This window comes from Streptococcus suis (assembly GCF_046032535.1).
GTDB classification, from domain to species: Bacteria; Bacillota; Bacilli; order Lactobacillales; family Streptococcaceae; genus Streptococcus; species Streptococcus suis_AK.
On the sequence record NZ_JARQPL010000020.1, the window covers coordinates 1 to 21,610 of the forward strand.

Genomic DNA, 21,610 nt, shown 5'->3' on the forward strand with positions numbered 1-21,610 from the left:
AGTACGTCTGCATCGACAAGTGCCAGCACGTCCGCATCAACGTCAGCCAGCATGTCCGCTTCAACCAGCGCAAGTACCTCCGCATCAACGTCAGCAAGTACCTCCGCATCAACGTCAGCAAGTACGTCCGCTTCAACCAGCGCAAGTACAAGTGCTTCAACTAGCGCAAGTACGTCTGCATCAACAAGTGCAAGTACAAGTGCTTCAACGTCGGCAAGCACATCTGCCTCAACAAGTGCAAGTACGTCAGCTTCAACCAGCGCAAGCACAAGTGCTTCAACGTCAGCCAGCACGTCAGCATCGACAAGCGCAAGCACAAGTGCTTCAACGTCGGCAAGTACCTCCGCTTCAACGAGTGCAAGTACGTCTGCCTCGACAAGTGCAAGTACAAGTGCTTCAACCAGCGCGAGCACATCTGCCTCAACGTCGGCAAGTACGTCCGCCTCAACAAGTGCAAGCACGTCCGCTTCAACCAGCGCAAGTACATCTGCTTCAATGAGTGCAAGTACCTCCGCCTCGACAAGTGCAAGTACAAGTGCTTCAACCAGCGCCAGCACGTCTGCCTCAACGAGTGCAAGCACGTCAGCATCGACAAGCGCAAGCACAAGTGCTTCAACGTCGGCAAGTACATCAGCTTCAACGAGTGCCAGCACGTCTGCGTCAACGTCGGCAAGTACGTCTGCCTCGACAAGTGCAAGCACAAGTGCTTCAACCAGCGCAAGTACGTCCGCTTCAATGAGTGCAAGCACATCTGCTTCGACGTCAGCAAGCACTTCAGCATCAACCAGCGCAAGTACAAGTACTTCAACGTCAGCAAGTACGTCCGCGTCAACGTCGGCAAGCACCTCTGCTTCAACAAGTGCAAGTACATCCGCTTCAACCAGCGCAAGTACCAGTGCCTCAACAAGTGCAAGTACATCAGCTTCAACTAGCGCAAGTACCAGTGCATCGACCAGCGCAAGCACATCTGCCTCAACGTCAGCAAGTACGTCCGCCTCAACGAGTGCAAGTGCTTCAGCCTCAACGAGCGCAAGTACGTCCGCCTCGACGTCTGCAAGCACGTCAGCTTCAACAAGTGCAAGTACGTCCGCTTCAACTAGCGCAAGTACTTCGGCATCAACCAGCGCCAGCACGTCCGCCTCAACAAGTGCAAGTACGTCTGCGTCAACCAGCGCAAGTACTTCGGCATCAACCAGCGCAAGCACGTCCGCCTCAACAAGTGCAAGTACGTCCGCCTCAACGAGTGCAAGTGCTTCGGCCTCAACGAGCGCAAGTACGTCCGCTTCAACCAGCGCGAGCACGTCCGCGTCAATGAGTGCAAGTACTTCGGCTTCAACGTCGGCAAGCACGTCTGCGTCAACCAGCGCAAGTACGTCTGCCTCAACTAGCGCCAGCACAAGTGCATCAACGTCAGCCAGCACGTCCGCATCGACGTCAGCCAGCACGTCTGCGTCAATGTCGGCAAGTACGTCTGCCTCGACAAGTGCGTCAGAGATTTGGATTGTATCAAATGCTGGTGGTACTTCCATGGAATTACCAAAAATTGATGTTCAATCGGTATCTGAATCCATAAGTACCTCTCAATCGTTGTCAGCAAGCATAAGTGTCTCAACTAGCGCAAGTACATCGGCGTCCACGTCAGCAAGTATGTCTGCGATGACTTCTGAAGTTGCAAAACCAGTGAATCGGAAGGCAACTAAGCTACCTAATACAGGTGAGACCCAGTCCTCAGTATCAGGATTGTTGAGTGCCACAATGTTAGGAGGAGCCTTTGCGCTTCTAGCTAAACGTCGCCGGAAGGATCAAGAAGACGATGAAATCTAGTACGATGTGTTGTTCTGTAGTTGGAACTAGGATGATTGAAATAAGGTAGGCAAATTTTAGTCAGGACCAACTTAAAAAGAACATACAAAAATAGCTCTATAATTCGCTAGTGGTTTCAACCATTGACGACATTATAGAGCTTTTTTGGGTAGAAGGATTGGCTATCTATATTTTTGGTGAATAGCAGGTGTCATGGTTCGGCTAATTTATGGTACAATATTGCTATGATTATTCTAAGTGGAAACAAGATTGAACGCTCATTTGCGGGCGAAGTTTTATTTAACAATATCAACATTCAAGTGGACGAGCGGGATCGGATTGCCCTTGTCGGAAAAAATGGGGCTGGAAAGTCAACTCTTCTTAAAATCCTTGTCGGAGAAGAAGCAGCAACTAGTGGTGAAATTTCTACCAAACGGGATCTATCGCTTTCTTATCTGGCGCAGGACAGCCGTTTTGAGTCGGAAAATACAATTTACGATGAAATGCTACATGTCTTTGACGACCTGCGGACGACGGAAAAACGCCTGCGGTCTATGGAAGAGCAAATGGGCAGTCTGTCTGGTAATGAACTTGACCAGCTCATGAAGACCTACGATAGTCTGTCAGAAGAATTTCGTCTGGCAGGTGGCTTTAGCTACGAGGCGGACATTCGTGCTATTTTGAACGGTTTCAAGTTTGACCAGACCATGTGGGACATGAAAATCTCCGAACTCTCTGGCGGTCAGAATACTCGTCTTGCACTGGCAAAAATGCTTCTTGAAAGCCCAGAGCTATTGGTGCTGGATGAGCCGACCAACCACCTGGACATTGACACGATTGCTTGGCTGGAAAACTACCTAGTACATTACAAGGGAGCCTTGATTATTGTCAGCCATGACCGCTATTTCTTGGACAAGGTGGCGACACTGACACTGGATTTGACCAAGCATTCCTTGGACCGCTATGTGGGCAATTATTCTCAGTTTGTCGAGCTCAAAGAACAGAAGTTGCAAACGGAGTTGCAAAACTATGAAAAGCAGCAGAAGGAAATTGCCAAGTTAGAAGACTTCGTCCAGAAAAATATTGTCCGTGCTTCGACCACTAAGCGTGCTCAGGCTAGACGGAAAAAACTGGAAAAAATGGACCGACTGGACAAGCCAACTGCCCATAGCAAGTCAGCTAACATGACTTTCCAGTCGGACAAGACTTCTGGCAATATTGTCTTGACAGTGGAAAATGCTGCGGTGGGCTACGATGGAGAAATACTTTCTCAGCCTATTTCCATTGACCAACGGAAACTCGATGCCATTGCCATTGTCGGTCCGAATGGAATCGGAAAAACAACCCTGCTCAAGTCTATCATTGGAGCTCTGCCATTTATCAAAGGGGAAGCCAAGTTAGGTGCCAATGTGGAAGTGGGCTACTACGACCAGACCCAGTCGGCCCTGACGCCTTCCAACACCGTCTTGGAGGAGCTCTGGTCAGCCTTTCCGACCACACCTGAAGTGGAGATCCGCAACCGCCTTGGAGCCTTCCTCTTCTCAGGCGATGACGTCAAAAAGTCCGTGTCCATGCTATCTGGTGGGGAAAAAGCTCGCCTGCTTCTCGCCAAGCTGTCCATGGAAAACAACAACTTCCTCATCCTTGACGAGCCGACCAACCACCTGGACATCGACAGCAAGGAGGTCCTGGAAAATGCCCTCATCGATTTTGACGGCACCCTGCTCTTTGTCAGCCACGACCGCTATTTCATCAACCGCGTCGCCACAAAGGTGCTAGAAATCTCGGAAACTGGCTCCGCGCTCTACTTGGGCGACTATGATTATTATCTGGAGAAAAAGGCAGAGCAGCAAGCAGAAGTCCAGCCTGACCAGCTAGAAAGTACCAGCCAATCAGCCGGAGCCATGGACTACCAAGCCCAAAAGGAAAACCAAAAAGAGCAACGCAAACTGGCCCGCCGCATCGAGCAAATCGAGGCAGAAATTGAGAACATCGAAAACCACCTGAGCGAGCTTAACCAAGCCATGCTAGAAACCAATGACATTGGCCAGCTGACCGATTACCAGAAAGAAATCGACCAACTGACAGCCCAACAAGAAAGCCTCATGGAAGAATGGGAAGACTTATCGGAACAGCTTGGCTAGGTTGACAGGAAGTTGATACTAACCTAATACCTTGATAGGACAGGATTACAAGCAGGACTTGCGCTGGAAAAAGTCTACCGCAATATGACCTTGCGGTCAAAAATGTTAGAGCAAGCCAGCCTTTCTTGGCAAAGATCGACCGACAAGCTAAGATAAAGTCAGGGCCTGTAAGCCAGGTCCTGAAAGGAGAAGGAAGTGAACTTTGGACAACAAATCAAAGACTTACGCAAGAAAAATGGTTTGACTCAGGAACAGTTTGCCCTCAAACTCAATGTGACAAGGCAGGCTGTTTCCAACTGGGAAAATGACAAAAACCTACCTGACTTGGAACTCTTGATTCTCATGTCCTCTGTCTTTTCAATCTCCCTAGATCAACTTATCTTAGGAGGAACTGACATGAACAACATGACAGAAAAACTAGTCAAGGACGGTCGTGAAGGCCGCCGTACCCAGATGCACCTGACCATTACCATTATTGGTAGTTTTCTCATGCTTCTCGGATTCGTCTGCTTTGTCATCAAGGCAAACTCGGTCGAATATATTGATGCCGAGAGCATTCTACATGAAAATTTTTATCTCATTCCAGTCGGCTACTTGCTAGTTTTTACAGGAGTCCTTGCCACGCTCCTATCAGGACTAGCTCTACACCGCTTTAGAAAAGAAAATACCTAACATGACCAAACACCCACGTTTCCTTAATAGCGACCAATTTTTCGCCTGTCCACATTGTGGGCAGGCTCTTGGTATTGACCTCAACAGCCTCCGCTGTCCCAACCGCCATACCTTCGACATCGCCAAGCAGGGCTATGTTAATCTGGCACCCCAGGTCAAGCAGTCTGCCAACTACCACAAGTCTAGCTTTGAAAACCGCCAGGCCTTTTTAGAGGCGGGCTATTACGATCATCTCTATGAGGCTTTGGAGGGGAAAATAGCAGAGCTGGACTTGCAGTCTGTCTTGGACATCGGCTGTGGGGAGGGCTTTTATTCCCGTAAGTTAGCCGAGAAAATGGACTTGGACATTCTTGCTTTTGATATTTCCAAGGATTCCATACTCCTAGCAGCTAGATCTGACAGCAGCAAGTCTGTCAAATGGTTTGTCGGTGACTTGACCAAGTTGCCTATTCAAGACAAGACCATTGACGGCATCTTGGACATCTTTTCCCCAGCTAATTATCAGGAATTTGCCAGAGTGCTGAAAGCTGGTGGAGCTATTCTCAAGCTGGTCCCAGGCCCCAATCACCTCAAGGAGCTCCGCCATTTAGCCAAAGACCAACTCCGCAAGGAATCCTATGATAACCAGGATATTGTGGACCATTTCAGGTCTTACCTGGGGCAGGTGGAGCAAGTGATGGTCAGCCAGACCCTGCCGATTACAGCTGCCCATGCTCAAGTCCTGGCAGACATGACGCCCCTCTTTTTCCAAGTGGACCAGTCCAAATTGGATTTGAGCCAGTTGACTGAGATTACGGTGGAGGGTGTGCTTTTGGTTGGAACGATATAAAAAATGAAACCGCCTCTGTTACCAGAAGCGGTTTTGCTTTATTTCTCATACTCTTCGAAAATCAAAGTCAGACGTTGTTGATTTGATGAGTGGAAAGCTCCAGCGGAGGTTTCCAGCCTGTCACTTGACAATAATAAAGTGACAGAGTTCTATCTGCGCCATATAGACACGAACGATGTTCGCTCTATTTCCAACCACCAAAGGTTCCCCAAACCTTTGGTGCTAGTCTGATTCTGATTTTCATTGAGTATTAAACTCTGCCTTGCTTTTTACATCGCCGTATTCTTCAGCGACTTCTTTGCTGAGGATGTCAGCGTAGCTAGCAAGTTGGATGTTTTGTCCGTATTTTTTACGGAGGGCAGTAGTGACCAAGCGGTAGGCTAGGTTGGCATTGCGGGATAAGATTGGTCCGTGGAAGTAGCTGCCGAAGGTGTTTTTATAGTGTAGGCCCTCGCCACCGTCTTCCTTGTTATTGCCATTTCCATAGATGACCTTGCCCAGCGGTTTTTGGTTGTCAGCTAGGAAGGTGCGGCCTTGGTGGTTTTCAAAACCGTAGTAGGTTTCGTTGAATTCATCATTGTGAATTTTGATGTCACCGATGTAACGGTTGTTGGTTTGGTTGAGGGTGTAGTGGCCCATGATACCCAGTCCGTCAATCTTACGGCCGCCAGCTTCGATGTAGTATTGACCGAGCAACTGGAAGCCACCGCAGATAGCCAGCATGACACCGTCGTTTTCGATAAAGTCTGTTAGGTTGTCTTTTTTAGTTGGTAAATCTTTTGCAAGAATAGATTGTTCATAGTCCTGTCCACCACCGAAAAAGGCGATGTCGTAGAAATCCTTGTCAAATTCATCTGTCAGCGAAACGATGTCCACCTGAACACGAGCACCGAGCTTTTCAGCCACATACTTAAGCATGAGAATATTGCCATTGTCACCATAGGTGTTCATCAAATCACCGTAGAGGTGAGCGATGTGGAGATCGTAAGTGTAGTCTTTTTCAGGACTTTTTAATGACGTATAGACCATTATTTCATCTCCTTTCCAACGGCTTGGCGTTGAGCCAGCAAATCACGGAATTCCAGCATAGCCGTATAGGTCGCGAGGATATAGGCCTGCTGACTGCTGGACTGCTCAATCAAGGTCATGATGTCTTCCAGTTTCGGCGTTTCAGTAATCTGGTTCTCTGGATAGCCAGTCACACGGAGGCGACGGGCAATTTCAGACGAGCGGACACCGCCTGCAAAGACTTGTGGAATGTCCATTTGGGTAATTTGTTCAAAGTCAGCGTCCCAAATCCAGCTGGTGTCAATACCGTCAGCGTAGTTGGCATTGAGAAGGACGGACAGGCTAAAATCGTATGGAGCCAGTTTCATCATTTCAATAGCCTGGGTTGCACCGACAGGGTTTTTAATCAAGACCAAGGTACAATCCTTATCACCGAGTTTAAAGGTTTCTTGGCGACCAAAGACTGCCTTGGATTTGTCAAATCCTGCCTTGATTTTTTCAGGAGATACACTGAAAAATTCTGCTACGCTGACAGCTGCTAGGGCATTGTAGATATTGTAAAGCCCACCGATGTTGATTTTGTAGTCCTGTCCGTCAATAGCAAAAGTAGAAGAGGTATTGGTGATGTCTTTTAGTTCGGTCAACTTGTAGTCCAGTTCAGGTCGGCTAAAGCCACAGTTGTTACAGATGTAGCTACCCAAGTTAGCGTAGGTATTGAGCTTGTACTGGATAATCTGGTGGCAATGCGGACAGAGAACGCCTTCGGTATTGTAATGAGCCAGACGTGGCTCATGCTCTTCCGTCGCAAAACCGTAGTATTTGACTGGATTGATAACGTTTGTCGAGTTAAAAAGTGGACTATCACCATTGGCCAAAATAGTTGCCAGCGGAGCTTTTGCAGCCCCGTCCAAAATCATCTGGTAGGTGGTATAAATCTCACCGTAGCGATCCATTTGGTCGCGGAAGATGTTGGTAAAGACAATCAGGCTCGGCTTGATAAAGTCGGTTACACGGGCAAGACTTGCTTCGTCAATCTCCAAGACGGCAATCTTCTTGCCGTTTTTATTTTTCTTGGCAGACAAAAAGGTTGCCGTAATTCCTGTGATCATATTGGCACCGCTGGTATTGGTCGTGATTTCTCCAAATGCTTCCTGAAGGATACCGACTGTCAGTGCGGTGGTCAAGGTTTTACCGTTGGTACCTGTCACAACAACGACTTCATAATCCTTAGCCAAACTATCTAAAATATGTTTATCGAATGTAAGGGCAATCTTACCTGGCAGGGTGGTGCCTCGACCCAGTTTTTTCAGAATAAACTGGGAGCTTTTTCCTGCTAGAATACCCAAAGCTGTATTTATTTTCATGGGACTATTTTATCATAAAGGTCACTGATTTTCTAGAATGGAGTGTGTTGGAACGTGATATATTCCTGCAGTAAATCTGTACTATTTTTAACAGGAAGGTCACTATTTTCTAAAGAAAAGGGGAAAATATGGTATAATGGGTACATTACTATGTATGAGTTAGAAAGTATGAGAATGATATGTTAAACCTAAACCAGTTACTGGATACAGGGTATTGGTCGAGTTTGATAGCCAGTCCTTGGACCGCATTGTTGCACCTAATTGATATTAGTATAGTTGTTTATTTGATTTATAATTTTAGTAAGTCTATTGCAGGTACTAAAATTATGACATTGATTCGAGGGGTTTTTCTCTTCATTATTGTCCAGATTATAGCGAGTTTATTCGGCCTGCAGACGATTGCTTGGCTGATTAATCAAGTGATCACGTATGGGGTTATTGCAGCAGTAGTTATTTTTGCACCAGAGTTGCGTGCTATGCTTGAAAAACTCGGTAGAACAACTCAGATTTTTGGGACAAATACAGTGAGTGCAGAAGAAAAGTTAATTGTTGCTTTTCTCAAATCGGTTGCTTATATGTCTCCGCGTAAAATTGGTGCACTTGTGGCAGTAGAACAAGCCCAGACATTGCAAGAATATAGAGCAACGGGGATTCCACTCAATGCGGATATATCTCAGGAATTGTTAATAAATATTTTCATCCCGAATACACCGCTACATGATGGGGCTGTAATTGTCAAGGAAGACAAGGTAGCTGTTGCTTGTGCTTATTTGCCCCTGTCAGAGAGCGCAGGAATTTCAAAGGAATTTGGAACACGACATCGTGCAGCCATTGGCTTATCGGAGGTATCTGATGCGTTTGTATTTATTGTTTCTGAAGAAACTGGCAGTATCTCTATTGCACGAAACGGGATATTTAAACATGATTTGACTTTGGATGAGTTTGAAGCAGAGTTGCGAGCGACTTTTATTTCTGAAAATGTAGAGAAGAAGTCCATCTGGAAGCGATTAGGAGGTGACAAACATGAACGATAAGTTTAAAGCTGTAGGTCACTTAGCCTTATCTATTTTTCTAGCATTGTTGCTCTTTTTCTATGCAACAACCACCAACTATAAAAATTCAGAATCAGCTGCACAGAACACGGAGTCAGAAACCTATGTTCACACACTGAGCAATGTACCGATTGAGATTGAATATGATACAAACAAGTATTTTATTTCCGGATTTTCTTCGACGGTAGCAGTTGAATTAAGGGGCTCTAATCGTGTTCTCCTACAGAGAGAATCCGATGAGTCAACTCGGACGTTTCAAGTGACTGCGGATTTGAGAGAGTTGAGTGATGGGACACAGACTGTCAAGTTACAATTGACTAATTTGCCAGCAGGAGTGAGTGCGACACTAGCACCTGATGCGATTACCGTTAAGATTGGTAAAAAAGTTAGCAAGGCATTCCCGGTAGCTGGTAGAGTATATAGTAATCAATTGGCAGAAGGTTACAGTCTGTCTAAGGTTTCGGTCAACGTAGATACCGTTAAAGTGACAACGGATGAAGAAACAATGGCTAAGATTGATCGGGTCGAAGCTGTTGCGATGGATGTGAGCAATCTGTCTGAGAATTATAGTGGTACAGCTAAATTACAGGCTGTAGATAGCGACGGCAATGTCTTGCCAGTTGTACTGTCTCAGACGGAAGCAAATATGCAAATTATACTTACAAAAACAAAATAAGAGGTTATGAAAATGGGTAAATATTTTGGGACAGATGGTGTCCGTGGAGAAGCAAACGTAGAATTAACGCCAGAATTAGCATTCAAATTGGGTCGTTTTGGTGGTTATGTCCTTAGCCAGCATGAGACGGATGTTCCTCGTGTCTTTGTGGCGCGTGACACACGTATCTCAGGTCAAATGTTAGAGGCTGCCTTGATTGCAGGACTTCTATCAGTAGGGATTCATGTGTATAAATTGGGAGTTTTGGCGACACCGGGTGTTGCCCACCTAGTCAAAACTGAAAAAGCAAGTGCAGGTGTCATGATTTCTGCAAGTCATAACCCAGCGCAAGATAACGGTATCAAATTCTTTGCAGGTGACGGCTTCAAGTTGGATGATGCTTTGGAAGCAGAGATTGAAGCTCTCTTGGATGCTGAAGAAGATACACTTCCTCGTCCATCTGCACAAGGCTTGGGTGATGTGGTAGATTATCCAGAAGGCTTGCGTAAATACGAATCCTTCCTTGTTTCAACAGGTATTCAGCTGGAAGGTATGAAAGTTGCCTTGGATACTGCCAATGGCGCTGCCTCAACCTCTGCTCGTCAAATTTTTGCGGATTTGGGAGCTGATTTGACCGTTATGGCTGAACATCCAGACGGTTTAAATATCAATGAAGGCGTTGGCTCAACTCATCCTGAAAAATTGCAAGAACTGGTCAAGGAAACAGGTAGTCAAATTGGACTTGCCTTTGACGGAGACAGTGACCGCTTGATTGCTGTCGATGAAAATGGTGACTTGGTTGATGGCGACCGCATCATGTATATCGTCGGCAAGTACTTAGCAGACAAGGGGTTACTTGCTAAAAATACCATTGTGACCACAGTTATGTCCAACCTTGGTTTCCATAAGGCTTTGGATCGTGAAGGTATTGAAAAAGCAGTGACCGCAGTTGGTGACCGTTATGTGGTTGAAGAAATGCGCAAGGAAGGCTACAATGTCGGTGGTGAGCAGTCAGGACATGTGATTCTGATGGATTATAACACCACAGGCGACGGCCAGTTGACCGCTGTGCAATTGACCAAAATCATGAAAGAAACTGGTAAGAAGTTGTCAGAATTGGCAGCAGAAGTGACCATTTACCCACAAAAATTGGTCAATATTCGTGTGGAAAACAGCATGAAGGACAAGGCAATGGAAGTGCCTGCTATTGCAGCTATCATTGAAAAAATGGAAGCAGAAATGGCTGGCAACGGTCGTATCTTGGTACGCCCAAGTGGTACTGAGCCCCTCTTGCGTGTCATGGCAGAAGCGCCAACGGATGCTGAAGTCGATTACTATGTGGACACCATTGCCGATGTGGTCCGTGCGGAAATCGGAATTTAAGCAGAAATCAGTAACTCGTAGAGTTTGATTTCGTTGTCTAACCCCCGCAAGGTTGAGTAGGAATTTCACAGCTGATAGGCGAAGAAGTTCCACTCAAGACTGCGAAAATAAATGTAAAAACTGGAGTTTGGTTACTCCAGTTCTTTGATGTTGTGAGGAAATATGAGTATTTTAGAAGTAAAGAATTTAAGTCATGGGTTTGGTGACCGCGCGATTTTTGAGAATGTCTCCTTCCGTCTCTTAAAAGGAGAACATATCGGTCTTGTTGGTGCCAATGGTGAGGGAAAATCAACCTTCATGTCTATTGTAACAGGGCAATTGCAGCCAGATGAAGGTAAGGTTGAATGGTCACGTTATGTAACGGCAGGTTATTTAGACCAGCATGCTAAACTAGAAAAGGGTCAATCAGTCCGTGATGTCTTGCGGACAGCATTCGATGAACTCTTCAAGACAGAAGCTCGTATCAATGATATTTACATGTCTATGGCAGAAGAGGGTGCCGATATGGATGCCCTCATGGAAGAGGTTGGTGAGCTGCAAGACCGTCTGGAAAGCCGTGATTTCTATACACTTGATGCCAAGATTGACGAAGTAGCGCGTGCGCTTGGTGTCATGGACTATGGCATGGACAAGGATGTGACGGAGTTATCAGGGGGACAACGGACTAAAGTTCTTTTGGCAAAATTGCTCTTGGAAAAGCCTGACATCTTGCTTCTGGATGAGCCGACCAATTACTTGGATGCAGAGCATATTGACTGGCTCAAACGCTACTTGCAGAACTATGAAAATGCCTTTGTCTTGATTTCGCATGACATTCCTTTCTTGAATGATGTGATTAATATTGTCTACCATGTGGAAAATCAGCTCTTGACTCGTTACACAGGCGACTATTACCAATTCCAAGAAGTACATGCTATGAAGCGGGCTCAGTTAGAGGCAGCCTATGAGCGCCAGCAGAAGGAAATCGCAGACTTGCAGGACTTCGTTAACCGTAATAAGGCTCGTGTTGCAACTCGAAACATGGCCATGTCTCGTCAGAAGAAGCTGGATAAGATGGAGATTATTGAGCTTCAAGCAGAGAAACCAAAGCCATCATTTGATTTCAAAATGGCTCGAACTCCAAGTCGCTTTATCTTCCAAACGACTGATTTGGAAATTGGTTATGACCGTGTATTGACACGTAAACCGCTCAATCTGACCTTTGAACGCAACCAGAAGATTGCCATTGTCGGTGCCAACGGTATCGGGAAATCCACTCTTCTTAAAAGTTTGCTGGGGATTATTCCACCGCTGGGCGGTTCTGTGGAACGTGGGGAGTATTTGGAACTAGGCTATTTCGAGCAAGAAGTAGCTGGAGGCAATCGTCAGACCCCGCTGGAAGCCGTTTGGGATGCTTTTCCTGCTCTTAACCAGGCGGAAGTTCGGGCAGCCTTGGCTCGTTGCGGTCTGACTTCCAAGCATATCGAAAGTCAGATCCAAGTCCTTTCAGGTGGTGAGCAAGCTAAAGTTCGTTTCTGCTTGCTTATGAACCGTGAAAACAATGTCTTGGTTCTGGACGAGCCGACTAACCACTTGGATGTGGATGCCAAGGATGAACTCAAACGTGCCCTTCAAGCCTACAAGGGCTCTATCCTCATGGTCTGCCACGAGCCTGATTTCTATGAAGGCTGGGTGGACGATGTTTGGGACTTTAATGAATTGACTTAAGAAACAAGCTATCGAAAGGTAGCTTTTTGGTTCAGTTTGTAAAGACGAAAATGTTATTGCATGCTTTTCAAATTTTCACTACCTGATACTCATTTTTTATTCTATTGACCAAGCCTCGTTTTTCTGCTATTATGGAAAAATATTTGTTTGGAGGTAATTGTTTGAAAAATATAATCTCTATCTGGAAAAAGATGAGTTTAATACGGAAAATCAGTATTGGGGTAGTATTAGGATTAGTCTTGGGATTGAGTGTTCCACAGTTCACGATGATTTCTCTCTTTGGTAGTCTATTTGTAGGAGCATTGAAAGCTATAGCCCCTCTTTTGGTTCTGACCTTGGTAGCACATGCTCTATCACAAGCTCCTGCTGGTCAAAAATCGAATATGAGGACAGTTATCTGCTTGTATCTATTTGGTACTTTTGCGGCGGCCTTCATTGCTGTAGGAGCAAGCTATTTATTCCCTATTAAACTAGTTCTTTCTACTACAACGACTACGGACATTACCCCTCCACAAGGTATTGCTGAAGTATTCCAAGATTTGTTATTGAAAATAGTCGACAATCCGATCAATGCTCTTGCAACGGCTAATTATATTGGTGTTTTGACATGGGCGGCAGTGTTTGGCTTGGCCTTTCGTCATGCAAGCAAGACAACCAAAGATTTATTGCAATCTGCGGCAGAAGTGACTTCTAAAGTTGTAGGCTGGATTATTGGTCTGGCACCATTTGGTATCATGGGATTGGTTTTCGATACCATTGCAAATAATGGTCTGACAGCTTTAAAAGACTATGGTTTACTGCTCTTACTCTTGGTTGGAAGTATGATTTTTGTCGCGCTTGTTGTCAATCCCTTGATTGCTTTTCTTGTAATGAAAAAAAATCCTTACCCGTTGGTATTTGAATGTCTTCGGGTTAGTGGGGTTACGGCATTTTTTACAAGAAGTTCAGCAGCTAATATCCCTGTCAATATGCAGCTCTGCAAACGTTTAGGAGTGGATCCAGATACATACTCAGTATCCATTCCGCTCGGTGCCACAATTAATATGGCTGGCGCAGCTATTACGATTAATATTTTAACAATGGCAGCTGTTCATACACTTGGCATTAGTGTTGATTTCAGTTCGGCCCTTCTTTTATCTGTTGTCGCATCTCTATCAGCTGCAGGTGCATCAGGTGTAGCAGGAGGTTCGCTTCTCCTCATTCCAGTAGCATGTAGCCTATTTGGTATTCCAAATGAAATCGCCATGCAGGTTGTTGGAGTCGGATTTGTGGTCGGAGTGATTCAGGACTCTTGTGAAACAGCCCTCAATTCATCGACCGATGTTTTGTTTACAGTTGTAGCAGAACGCTCTGCCTGGAAAAAATAGAAAGAAGTTGGGAGACCAACTTTTTTTCTTAGCTTTACTTCTGAAATCTCTTTCATTTTGTGATAAAATAGACTTACTTTGATACTGAAAAGGAGAACACATGACAGTTAATTTTAGAGCAGAGTTTGACAAACGCAAAGATGAGTTTCTAGCGGACCTCTTTGACCTCTTACGCATCAATTCTGAGCGTGACGATAGCCAGGCAGATGCCCAGCACCCATTTGGACCCGGACCAGTGCATGCCTTGGACAAGTTCCTGGAAATTGCTCAGCGTGACGGCTATCCGACGAAAAACGTTGACAACTACGCAGGTCACTTTGAATTCGGAGAGGGCGAAGAAGTCCTCGGTATCTTCGGTCACTTGGACGTGGTGCCAGCAGGAAGCGGTTGGAACACCGACCCTTACGAGCCGCAAATCATTGACGGCAAGCTCTTTGCCCGCGGATCTTCTGATGACAAGGGACCGACCATGGCTTGCTACTACGGCTTGAAAATCATCAAGGAGTTGGGCCTTCCGACCTCTAAAAAAGTCCGTTTCATCGTCGGTACCGACGAAGAATCAGGCTGGGCGGATATGGATTACTACTTCGAGCACGTTGGGCTCCCATTGCCAGACTTCGGATTTTCTCCAGATGCCGAGTTCCCGATTATCAACGGCGAAAAGGGCAATATCACAGCTTACTTGCATTTTGCGGGGGAAAATAGCGGAGCTGCTAAACTGCATTCCTTCACAGGCGGTTTGCGTGAGAACATGGTGCCGGAGTCTGCGACAGCTATTATTTCTGGCGACCTAGCAGACCTGGACAACAAGTTGGCAGATTTTACAGCAGCCTATGGCCTAAAAGCTGACGCGGAAACCCTTGAAAACGGACAGGTACAAGTGACCGTCATCGGAAAATCAGCCCACGGTTCAACCCCAGAAGAAGGTGTCAACGGAGCAACCTATTTGGCAAAATTCCTCAGCCAATTCGCCTTTGACGGAGCAGCCAAAACCTATCTTGACTTGGCAGGACAAGTCCTTCTGGAAGACCACGATGCCCAAAAACTCGGCGTAGCCATCTACGATGAGCAAATGGGAGCTCTTTCTATGAACGCTGGTGTCTTTAAGTTTGATGAAACCTCATCTGACAACACAATTGCCCTCAACTTCCGTTATCCAAAAAATACCAACCCTGAAACCATCAAGGCTGGTTTGGAAAAACTGGGTGTGGAAGCTGTCAGCCTGTCGGAGCATGGCCATACCCCACACTATTGCCCAATCGATGACCCAATGGTCGCAACCCTCTTATCTGTTTACGAAAAACACACAGGCTTGAAAGGCCACGAACAAGTGATCGGTGGCGGAACATTTGGACGCTTGCTCAAACGTGGCGTTGCCTACGGAGCCATGTTCCCAGGCGATATCAACACCATGCACCAAGCCAACGAATTTATCGAAGTTGAGCAACTCTACCGCGCCGCTACCATCTATGCAGAAGCTATCTACGAACTCATTAAGTAATACATGAGAGGCTGGGCAAAAAGCCTAGCACCACTTTTCAGAGTTCGTGTCAACATCTCAGCGCAGTGGTTGATTGGCAGATTTGTTCGTGCTCAACACTCCAAACCTGACCTAATCAACTGTGCGGGGGTGGGAAGACGAACTCTTTTTTTACTAGTCGAGTTCTTTCCCACTCCCTTTTTAGGAGGAAATATGGAACTGAAAGAACTTTGTTTTTCAGACATGGAAATGGTTAAAGAATTATTTTTGTCTGTTTTCAGCCAAGAACCTTGGAATGATGATTGGTCGGATGAGGAACAATTAGATTGCTACTTAGGTGATTTACTGGGACACCCAAGAGCACTCTGTTTTGGCTTGTTTGACCAGGAAAAATTGATTAGTCTGTCACTTGGTTACATTCGCTATTGGTATGAGGGAACAGAGTATCGAATTGAAGAGTTCTGTATGTCCCGTGATTACCAAGGGCAAGGACATGGTGCTAGTTTTTTAGCTGACATTGAGAAGCAGTTAGCTGATAGAAAAATTGTTCATATTCTTTTGCAAACCGAACGCAACCTTCCAGCCTATTTTTTCTACCAAAAATATGGTTTCCGAACCTTAGAAGAAGATGTGACCATGGTTAAGAAAGTAGGACATCATGGAACTTGCTGATATTCGTCAAGCTATTATGTGGGATGTTGCGAACCGAGACTTTACGAATAAGGGAATAGCTCCCCTTTTCCAAGCACCTTCAACCGCAAAAATTCTTATTATTGGACAGGCACCTGGCTTGAAGACCCAGGAAAAAGGGCGTTTATTTGACGATGCTAGTGGTGACAACCTCCGTCGATGGTTGGACGTGGATCGACAGACTTTTTATGAATCGGGTCATTTTGCTATTCTTCCTATGGATTTCTATTATCCAGGAAAAGGGAAGTCTGGTGATTTGCCGCCTCGCAAGGATTTTGCGCCCAAGTGGCACCTGCTTATTCTGGACCAACTGCCAGAGCTTGAGCTGACCTTATTGGTAGGTAACTATGCTCAAGAATATTATTTGGAAAAATCCCAAAGGAACCTGACGGAGAGAGTGAAACATGCAGATGATTACCTTCCCACCTATTTTCCTTTGCCCCATCCATCACCTAGAAACAATATCTGGCAGGCAAAGAATCCTTGGTTTCAAGCGGAAATCATTCCAAATTTACAAAATATACTTAAGCAAATACTTGAAAAATAAGGCAAAAATGATACAATAATATAAAGAAACTGTTTCTACCTTCAGAGGAGGTGCCGTATGAAAAAGTATCTGTTCTATTTATTAGGTTTCTTGCTTTTATTGTTCAGCCTAGGTCAGCCTAGTCTGGTAGGAGCTGAGGGAATTCCAGCCCGTCCAATTGATACGACGGTGGTTGATGAAACCCAACTTCTTTCCAGTGAAACCATTGCCAACATTGACCAACTCAATCAGACCTGGGCGGCAAGTGAACAGCAGTTACAGGTTGGGGTCTATGTGACGGAAAGTCTTTCTACTGATATTGAAAGTCTAGCCAACGCAACCTTCCGTGACTGGCAGGTTGGCTTTGCAGGAACGGACAACGGTATTCTCTTGGTGATTGCCATAGCCGACAGGGAGTTTCGGATAGAGACCTCCGACAATGCTGCCACGGTGTTGACAGATGTGGAAGCCAAGGATATTCTGGAAAATGCTAGGGAATTTTTCCGTCAGGAAGACTATGATGGCGGAGTAACCTATATTGTCCAATCCATCGGAGACCGATTCTATGGAACAAGTTTGGGCCAAGAACAGCTGGCAGCCATGGAAGAGAAGACCAGTGCAGAAAGTGACAGCTTTGTCTGGTTTATGATTGTTATTCTCGTTGTCATTATCTTTATGATTATTGATAAATCCAGCCGAGGTGGCGGAGGTCCAGGCAATCTGCTCTGGATGCTGGTGGATGATCGCCATCATTACCACAACAATCATTCCTCCCATTCTTCATCATCCTATGGTGGAGGGGGTTGGTCTGGCGGCGGTGGTGGAGGCGGTGGAGCCTCATCTGGTTGGTAAGAAAAGAAAGGAAAGTTTATGAAAAAGAAATGGTTAGCCATACTAATCCCGGTTTTCGCTCTGCTATTTTTAGGAATGGGGGCAATCGGTCAATACAATGGGCTGGTTGATAGCCATGCAGAAGTGGAAAATGCCCAGGCCAATGTGGATACCCAGCTCCAACGGCGCTATGATCTGATACCGAATGTCGTGGCAGCGGTTAAAGGAGCTATGGAGCATGAGGAAGAGATTTTCACAGCCATTGCGGATGCACGTGCGAAAATCGGTTCCCGCCAAGTAGGGACCAGTGACTACAATCAAGCCCAAAGCCAGCTGGATTCGGCTGTGTCTCGCTTGCTGATGGTGACGGAAAATTATCCGCAATTAACAGCCAATCAACAGGTATCTGACCTCATTACCGAGCTAGAGGGGACTGAAAATCGGATTTTAGTTGCCCGCAAGGATTATAATGCGGTGGCAACTGCCTATAATAAAAAAATCAAACGGTTCCCGACGTCCATCTACGCCAACCTATTTGGCTATGAAAAAGTAGAGCTCTTCCAGGCAACAAATGATGCGGCGACAACCGTTCCAAGTGTGGATTTACAGGATAACGAATAAAGAACTAGGCTCAGGGAGCCGAGTTCTTTATTTTATGGATTGATCCAAATTCCAGAAACGTAGTCTTCTGACAGAGTGGTCTGGTTGATAATGCTCTTAGCCTCCATATCATAGATTAGGAGTTGATTTGCCAAAATAATCAGTAAGCGCTTGTCATCGATTTGACGGATATGGTCGATGTAGTGAGGACGAGGATTTAAGTCCTTCAAAGTATGGTAGGATTGCTCGCCAGTTTGGGTATTGTAAATAGTAAAGGAAAGTGGGCTAAACATGCCATTTTGATGCTCGATGAGAAGAAGTTTTTCGTCTTTGAGAGCATGGAGGGTGCTTGGTGAGGGGGGCTCTAAAGTTACGGACGAAAATGATTTGGATTTTGTATCAAAGGTCAGGAGTTCATTAGGAACTTGCCCATCTTCGTATTCTGGAGCTCTCTTGCCAAAAATAGTGAGATAGATGGTTCCATTGACCAACAGTCCATCGCCTGTTGCAATGCTATTGTCGTACTTGAATATTTCTTGTTTCGAAAAATCTTTCTTATCAAATACAATCAAGACATTTTCCTCGGGCCCTTCTTGGGTAAAATCTTTCACAAAACCAGTTAAATAGACTGACGTTTGGTCTACCATGACTGGATCATTTGGGATGAAGTCATCGTTTAAAACGTGGGTTTGACGTGTTTCAAATTGCTTATCAAATTGCGCAAGCGTATGATAAGCACCTGCTGTATAGAAATGGTTTCCATCTGTGCCACTGATCGAGGTACTATGTTTGCTAGGCTTACGCAAAACAGTCCCATCCTGAAAGTCAATGGAAATGAGATTATCATGGATAAATTTCTGATGGTCGTTGCCAAAGACCAGATAGCGATCTTCGAGGATGTAATTTTTACCTGAGCCAAAATAGCCTTGAGAATTCATCTTTTGGGTATGAAGTAGAACAGGTTCTTGCCCATTTAGCTGAAAAGTCTCGACCTTGCCAGGATAAACCAAGTAGAAATCCGCATTCTCAGTCAAACTTATTTTGTTGTGCTGGTAGGCGTAGAGTTTCCAGCCGATAAAAGGGAAAACCAGACAGGATAGAAGTACAATACAGATAATGATTTTTTTCATGGGAAGACCTCCTCTCTATAGTTTAGTATATCTTAAATGGTAAAGATAATCAAATATTTTTGTGTTAATATAATAAAAATCATGCAAGTTTTCTTGCATGATATGTGATACTATTTTCCAAGACAGAATTGGCTAAAGAGTTGGGTGATGAGTTCATCTGGAGCTGCATCTCCTGTGATTTCTCCCAAAATCTGCCAACAGCGGGTCAGGTCAACCTGTAACAAGTCAACAGGCATGCCCATTTCAAGACCGTCATTGACAGCTTGCAGGCTTTGGACGGCTTGCTCAATCAGGGAAATATGACGAGAATTGGAGAGGTAGGTGGCATCTTGCTCTATACGACCAGCATTTTCAAAGAAGAGCTGGTTGATTTTTTCTTCGATTTGGTTGATATTCTGGTTTTTCAAGACGGAAATGCGAATGACATCCTCAGGTAGTTGGTCAGCCTCGATCTGCTCTTCGAGGTCGGTCTTGTTGAGCAGGACGATACGGTTTGCCATATCAGAAATAGCTAGGAGGTTACGATCTTGCTCGGTCAGTGGCTCGGATGCGTTGAGGACTAGTAGGATGAGGTCGGCCTCCTCAAGGGCTTTTTTAGATCGTTCCACACCGATTTTTTCAACGATGTCGTCTGTTTCACGGATACCTGCTGTATCAATCAGCTTGAGGGGGACGCCTTTGATGTTGACGTATTCTTCGATAACGTCGCGGGTTGTTCCTGCGATGTCTGTAACGATGGCTTTTTCCTCGCGGAGAAGATTATTGAGTAGGCTGGATTTTCCCACATTTGGACGACCGATAATAGCGGTTGCGATGCCTTCACGCAGGATTTTTCCACGGCGGGCAGTACGGAGGAGATTTTCCAAAAGCGCTTGGAACTGGAGAGTTTTCTCGCGGACCAGCTCTGTCGTCGCCTCCTCGACGTCGTCGTACTCAGGGTAGTCGATGTTGACCTCGACCTGTGCCAGCGTGTTGAGAATCTCCTGGCGCGTGTCGTTGATGAGCTGGGAGAGGGAGCCGTCAAGCTGGCGGACGGCATTGTGCATGGCCTTGTCAGTCTTGGCACGGATGACATCCATGACGGCCTCGGCCTGGGTCAAATCCACACGGCCGTTGAGAAAGGCCCGCTTGGTAAATTCGCCCGGCTCAGCCATTCGAGCCCCTTGGCGAATGAGGAGCTGGAGGATTTCGTTGGTAACGGCGATGCCTCCGTGGGTGTTAATCTCAATGACATCTTCGCGCGTGAAGGTTTTTGGAGAACGCATGGCTCCGATCATAACCTCGTCCAGCACTTGACCCGTCGCAGGATCGATAATGTGGCCGTAATTGAGGCTGTGGCTAGGAACAGTCGCAAGGTCTTTTCCTTTGAAGACCTTGCTAGCAATGGCAAAAGCGTCCGTCCCTGACAGGCGGACAATCCCAATAGCTCCCTCACCGAGAGGGGTTGAAATAGCGGTTATTGTATCGAATTCTTTGGTGATCATAATAATGTGCTTTCTAACTAGAATCTGTATTTACAAGTAAAGTGCTTTTAGAAAAGAGATAGTTTGTCGCTAATCAAGGCAGTTTTTTGGGGGATGGGCTCAAGCCCAGCCCCACTTCTCAGGGTTCGTGTCAACATCTCAGCGCAGTGGACTGTTAAAGGTGTGTACAACAAATCTCCGCAGTTCGTGTTTCACATTCCAAATCTGACATCTACGACTGTTGCGAACTTTGTTCGCTATATCTCCAACCTCCAACAGTCACTACTCTGACTGTTTTGTAGCGAACTCTGTTCGCTCTATCTCCGACCTCCAAAGGTTCCCCAAACCTTTGGAGCTGTGCGGGGGTGGGAGTAAAATAGTCCGATGGAGTGAAACAGTTTGGGGAACTGTTTCAGCTGGTCACCTTAAAACTAGAAAGTGACCATAGAGGCCGAAGCTACTGTATTGGAAGTGAGGGGAACTCTTTTGGTGACCAATTGAGTTCTTTCTCACTCCAAAAAAACTAACGATGAATAGCTGATAAACTAGCCTTAGATGGAAGTGCTGAACTGTGAATACAGGTTTAAATCTTACTTATAAGTTTAACATGGAATGATAAAAAAAGCACAGATGAGGGATGAGGAGTGCAGAAATGTATTGAGAGGGCAATAAATATAGTAATTAATTTGAGAAGATAATTTGATGGAAATACAAAAAGTGTTGCTATTAATTTAGGTTAACTATGTTATAATAGAAACATAAAAATTTAAGAAAACCGAAGGGTATCAAATTTCTGAACGAGATGGGGCGAGAACACTGGTTGATGATGACCGCTATCGTATTGACGGATTGCCGTTCTTTAATGAGGCGGTAAGCAAGGATGAGGTTAGGGAAGAGTTACGTAAA

The 21,610-nt window shown here is 45.6% G+C and carries 20 protein-coding genes; 14 read left to right on the plus strand and 6 right to left on the minus strand.

Annotation, left to right across the window (positions count from 1 at the left end):
• Both P7J58_RS06990 and P7J58_RS06995 read right to left on the minus strand, forming a co-directional pair.
• Positions 1 to 1,529, minus strand: a 1,529-nt coding sequence (locus P7J58_RS06990) for a hypothetical protein (protein ID WP_408572572.1), incomplete at its 3' end; no start/stop codon positions are given.
• Between the two features lie 51 nt (positions 1,530 to 1,580).
• Positions 1,581 to 1,754, minus strand: a complete 174-nt coding sequence (locus P7J58_RS06995) for a hypothetical protein (RefSeq protein WP_153962734.1) — start codon at positions 1,752 to 1,754, stop codon at positions 1,581 to 1,583.
• Between P7J58_RS06995 and P7J58_RS07000 the strand changes: the two genes are divergently transcribed.
• The 4 genes from P7J58_RS07000 to P7J58_RS07015 all read left to right on the plus strand — a co-directional run bounded on the left by P7J58_RS07000 (position 1,741) and on the right by P7J58_RS07015 (position 5,448).
• Positions 1,741 to 1,824 carry a hypothetical protein gene (locus P7J58_RS07000; protein ID WP_373604566.1) on the plus strand — a complete coding sequence of 28 codons (84 nt, stop codon included), beginning with the start codon at positions 1,741 to 1,743 and terminating at the stop codon, positions 1,822 to 1,824. The two genes, P7J58_RS06995 and P7J58_RS07000, sit on opposite strands and share 14 nt — an antisense overlap.
• Before the next feature lie 224 nt (positions 1,825 to 2,048).
• Positions 2,049 to 3,947, plus strand: coding sequence for a ribosomal protection-like ABC-F family protein (abc-f, locus tag P7J58_RS07005; protein WP_408555600.1), 1,899 nt, complete (start codon positions 2,049 to 2,051; stop codon positions 3,945 to 3,947).
• Positions 3,948 to 4,142: 195 nt separating this feature from the next.
• Entirely contained in the window at positions 4,143 to 4,619 is a 477-nt protein-coding gene (locus P7J58_RS07010) for a helix-turn-helix domain-containing protein (protein ID WP_408555599.1), read from the plus strand.
• Between the two features lies 1 nt (position 4,620).
• Positions 4,621 to 5,448: a putative RNA methyltransferase gene (locus tag P7J58_RS07015; protein ID WP_408555598.1), complete on the plus strand. Its 828-nt coding sequence runs from the start codon at positions 4,621 to 4,623 to the stop codon at positions 5,446 to 5,448.
• A 240-nt stretch (positions 5,449 to 5,688) separates the two neighbouring features.
• On the opposite strand, the gene gatD is transcribed toward P7J58_RS07015, so the two are convergent.
• Positions 5,689 to 6,477: a lipid II isoglutaminyl synthase subunit GatD gene (gene gatD, locus P7J58_RS07020; protein ID WP_029189034.1), complete on the minus strand. Its 789-nt coding sequence runs from the start codon at positions 6,475 to 6,477 to the stop codon at positions 5,689 to 5,691.
• The gene (murT, locus tag P7J58_RS07025; RefSeq protein WP_408555597.1) at positions 6,477 to 7,820 is read right to left on the minus strand and encodes a lipid II isoglutaminyl synthase subunit MurT; all 1,344 of its coding nucleotides are present in this window, start codon (positions 7,818 to 7,820) and stop codon (positions 6,477 to 6,479) included. Before murT ends, gatD begins: the two co-directional genes overlap by 1 nt.
• Before the next feature lie 179 nt (positions 7,821 to 7,999).
• Between murT and cdaA the strand changes: the two genes are divergently transcribed.
• From cdaA to P7J58_RS07075, 10 genes are all read left to right on the plus strand, one after another.
• Entirely contained in the window at positions 8,000 to 8,854 is an 855-nt protein-coding gene (cdaA, locus tag P7J58_RS07030) for a diadenylate cyclase CdaA (protein WP_332441188.1), read from the plus strand.
• Positions 8,844 to 9,548, plus strand: coding sequence for a YbbR-like domain-containing protein (locus P7J58_RS07035; protein WP_012775246.1), 705 nt, complete (start codon positions 8,844 to 8,846; stop codon positions 9,546 to 9,548). The genes cdaA and P7J58_RS07035 overlap by 11 nt, the downstream gene beginning before the upstream one ends.
• Positions 9,549 to 9,560: 12 nt before the next feature.
• On the plus strand, positions 9,561 to 10,910 hold the full coding sequence (gene glmM / locus P7J58_RS07040; protein WP_029943625.1) for a phosphoglucosamine mutase: 1,350 nt from the start codon (positions 9,561 to 9,563) through the stop codon (positions 10,908 to 10,910).
• A gap of 162 nt (positions 10,911 to 11,072) precedes the next feature.
• Positions 11,073 to 12,617, plus strand: coding sequence for an ABC-F family ATP-binding cassette domain-containing protein (locus P7J58_RS07045; RefSeq protein ID WP_009910410.1), 1,545 nt, complete (start codon positions 11,073 to 11,075; stop codon positions 12,615 to 12,617).
• Positions 12,618 to 12,778: 161 nt separating this feature from the next.
• Positions 12,779 to 13,984 carry a serine/threonine transporter SstT gene (gene sstT, locus P7J58_RS07050; RefSeq protein WP_408555596.1) on the plus strand — a complete coding sequence of 402 codons (1,206 nt, stop codon included), beginning with the start codon at positions 12,779 to 12,781 and terminating at the stop codon, positions 13,982 to 13,984.
• Positions 13,985 to 14,084: 100 nt separating this feature from the next.
• Positions 14,085 to 15,485: a dipeptidase PepV gene (gene pepV / locus P7J58_RS07055; RefSeq protein WP_408555595.1), complete on the plus strand. Its 1,401-nt coding sequence runs from the start codon at positions 14,085 to 14,087 to the stop codon at positions 15,483 to 15,485.
• A 192-nt stretch (positions 15,486 to 15,677) separates the two neighbouring features.
• On the plus strand, positions 15,678 to 16,136 hold the full coding sequence (locus P7J58_RS07060) for a GNAT family N-acetyltransferase (protein ID WP_172011311.1): 459 nt from the start codon (positions 15,678 to 15,680) through the stop codon (positions 16,134 to 16,136).
• Positions 16,123 to 16,701: a uracil-DNA glycosylase family protein gene (locus P7J58_RS07065; RefSeq protein WP_044691785.1), complete on the plus strand. Its 579-nt coding sequence runs from the start codon at positions 16,123 to 16,125 to the stop codon at positions 16,699 to 16,701. The genes P7J58_RS07060 and P7J58_RS07065 overlap by 14 nt, the downstream gene beginning before the upstream one ends.
• Positions 16,702 to 16,758: 57 nt before the next feature.
• Positions 16,759 to 17,532, plus strand: coding sequence for a TPM domain-containing protein (locus P7J58_RS07070; RefSeq protein WP_249548163.1), 774 nt, complete (start codon positions 16,759 to 16,761; stop codon positions 17,530 to 17,532).
• 18 nt (positions 17,533 to 17,550) lie between these two features.
• Positions 17,551 to 18,132, plus strand: a complete 582-nt coding sequence (locus P7J58_RS07075; protein ID WP_408555594.1) for a LemA family protein — start codon at positions 17,551 to 17,553, stop codon at positions 18,130 to 18,132.
• Positions 18,133 to 18,164: 32 nt separating this feature from the next.
• Here P7J58_RS07075 and P7J58_RS07080 read toward each other — a convergent pair whose 3' ends face one another.
• Positions 18,165 to 19,241 (minus strand): hypothetical protein, encoded by a 1,077-nt coding sequence (locus P7J58_RS07080; RefSeq protein WP_408555593.1) that lies wholly within the window; start codon positions 19,239 to 19,241, stop codon positions 18,165 to 18,167.
• Between the two features lie 110 nt (positions 19,242 to 19,351).
• Positions 19,352 to 20,725 carry a tRNA uridine-5-carboxymethylaminomethyl(34) synthesis GTPase MnmE gene (gene mnmE / locus P7J58_RS07085; RefSeq protein ID WP_408555592.1) on the minus strand — a complete coding sequence of 458 codons (1,374 nt, stop codon included), beginning with the start codon at positions 20,723 to 20,725 and terminating at the stop codon, positions 19,352 to 19,354.
• Positions 20,726 to 21,610: the final 885 nt, after the last annotated feature.